We start from the raw sequence: 2,104 nt of genomic DNA, 5'->3' as shown, positions 1-2,104 counted from the left end.
GGGTTCGCATCGGCGAGCAGGGGGCCGAAGAGGGGTGCGTTCGCGTCCAGGGTGTCGAAGACGAAGGGGACTTCCAGGGCGTGCACGGCGCCCAGGCCAGGCGCGGGCCAGGCGAACTCGTACATGTAGGTCCCAGCGTCGGTGCCGGCGGCCGCTGCGGCACTGGCGTGCGCGTCGGCCAGGCGGATGGACGGGATGCGGACCCACCAGTCGGTCTGCACGTCCGCGAGCAGCTCACCAGGGCTCGCATCCGGGTACCTGGCCCGGTACTCGGCGAGTGCCTCCTGCCCCTGCAAGCCGTAGGCGGCCAGTGCCCAGGATCCGTACGTCGTGACGGGACCGGTCAGGGCCTCGTCGGTGATCTGGCCAATCTCGCCGGTAATGGCGCGGAACAGCCGCCAGTCGTCGGCGTTCGTCCCGGTGATCAGGTCCACGTCGGCGCTGGCACCAGCCGCGACGCGCTCGATCGGGGGACCGGGAATGACGTCACCGTCGATCACCGGCTGCCACGGCATCATGGTGCCCAGTACCTCCTCGCCCCATCGGTCCGGGTCCGGGTGGGCGAGCAGGTCCGCCTTCAGGTCCGTCTCGGCAGCGAGCATCCGCTCTACCGGCACGGCCGCGAGGGCATCAAGCACCGGCGCGACACCCAGCTTCGCGGCCAGTTCCCGCCCGATCCGCTCGGCCGACCGTGCCGAGGTCACCGGGTGGGCCGCGCCGCTCTCGGTGATCGCCCGCCGGAACAGGCCCTCGGCGCGGGGCATGGACAGCAGCATCCCGATGCTCATCGCGCCCGCCGACTCGCCGAACACGGTCACGTTCGCGGGATCGCCGCCGAAGGCCGCGATGTTCTCCTGCACCCACTCCAGCGCCGCGACCTGGTCGAGCAGGCCGAGGTTGGCAGTGCCGGGAGGGCTGCCGTGGCCGAGGTACACGAACCCGTCGGCGCCGACCCGCCAGTTGATCACCACGCAGACCACGCCGTCGCGGGCGAAACGGCTGCCGTCGTATGCCTTCGTAGCCCCGATCTCGAACTGGCCTCCCTGAATCCAGACCATCACCGGCAGGCCGGAGGTGCCAGGGTCAGGCGTCCAGATGTTGAGATTCAGGCAGTCCTCGCCGGCCACGTCGGTATCCCACCCGCCTCCTGCTGCCTGCGGCGGAGCGACCTGGGGAGGCGACGGCCCGAACTTGGTCGCATCGCGGACGCCGTCCCAGCGTTCGGGCCGCAGCGGCGGCCGGAGCCGGTTCGCGCCAAAGGGTGGTGCCGCGTACGGGACCCCGAGTGCCACGTACGCGCCGTCAGCGGTGAAGCCGCGAACCTTGCCAGACGAGGTAGCAATCACAGTGTCCACCTGCTCCACTCTGGCTGCTTCTGTAACGCTCTCCTAGAGGCGGAAGTCCCTGGGAGGGTGGCGCCCCCAAGGCCGCAGCCGGGCCGTGACCTGGCGAACCTCCCGAGATCCCAGTTGCTCAGTCCCGGGCGACGGCCAGTCTCAGGGTTCGAGCTCGACTGCGTCGCCCACTACGACTCTGCCCGGTTCCACGGTCGATCCATAGACCCCGAGCCTGGCGTCGCGTTCCCGCACAATGGCACGCAGAATCGCCGGGTCCCGGTGCAGCGTCACCGGGTCTACGGTGACCACCACGCACCGCCTGTCGCGCACGTCCACCCGCATCCGCAGCCCGCCAATGCGCAGTACCCGGCCGACCCACGCATCCTCGGGGAAGTCGCGCCCGCAAGCATCCACGAGGAAGTTGGGCCGGAACCGCGCGACCGCCAGGTCGGTGCCGGTCAGCCGGCCGAGGCTGCTCAGGGTCTGAGACGTCAGCAGCGACAGGGGCATCGTGTCGAAGACCCCGCGGTCCTGCTTGATGACGCGCACGCCCGGCCCGAGCTCCGCAGCGAGCGCTGGGTCCGCAACGTCGAACTCGCAGCCGTAAGGCGTGCGCACCATCGTCATGGAGGCGTTGGGCCGGTCCGGCTCTGCGAAGCGAGGCCGGTAGTGAGCCATCTCGGGCCGTTCCCGGATCGTCAGCCACGGAAAGCCGCTGCGCACCTGCCCGTCGCGGACGAATGCCCAACGGCGATCGCCCGCGACGC

2 protein-coding genes are annotated in these 2,104 nt (G+C 70.6%); both read right to left on the bottom strand.

Annotated features, from left to right (window positions below; all coding sequences use genetic code 11):
• A partial coding sequence (locus tag VF825_RS05550; RefSeq protein ID WP_331110992.1) for a carboxylesterase/lipase family protein occupies positions 1 to 1,364 on the bottom strand: 1,364 nt, incomplete at its 3' end.
• A gap of 132 nt (positions 1,365 to 1,496) precedes the next feature.
• A partial coding sequence (locus VF825_RS05545) for an MOSC domain-containing protein (protein ID WP_331110990.1) occupies positions 1,497 to 2,104 on the bottom strand: 608 nt, incomplete at its 5' end.

Source organism: Oryzihumus sp. (genome assembly GCF_036391795.1).
Classification (GTDB): domain Bacteria; phylum Actinomycetota; class Actinomycetes; order Actinomycetales; family Dermatophilaceae; genus Oryzihumus.
The sequence above is the reverse complement of the archived record's forward strand: the minus strand, read 5'-3'. Positions and strand labels throughout refer to the sequence as shown.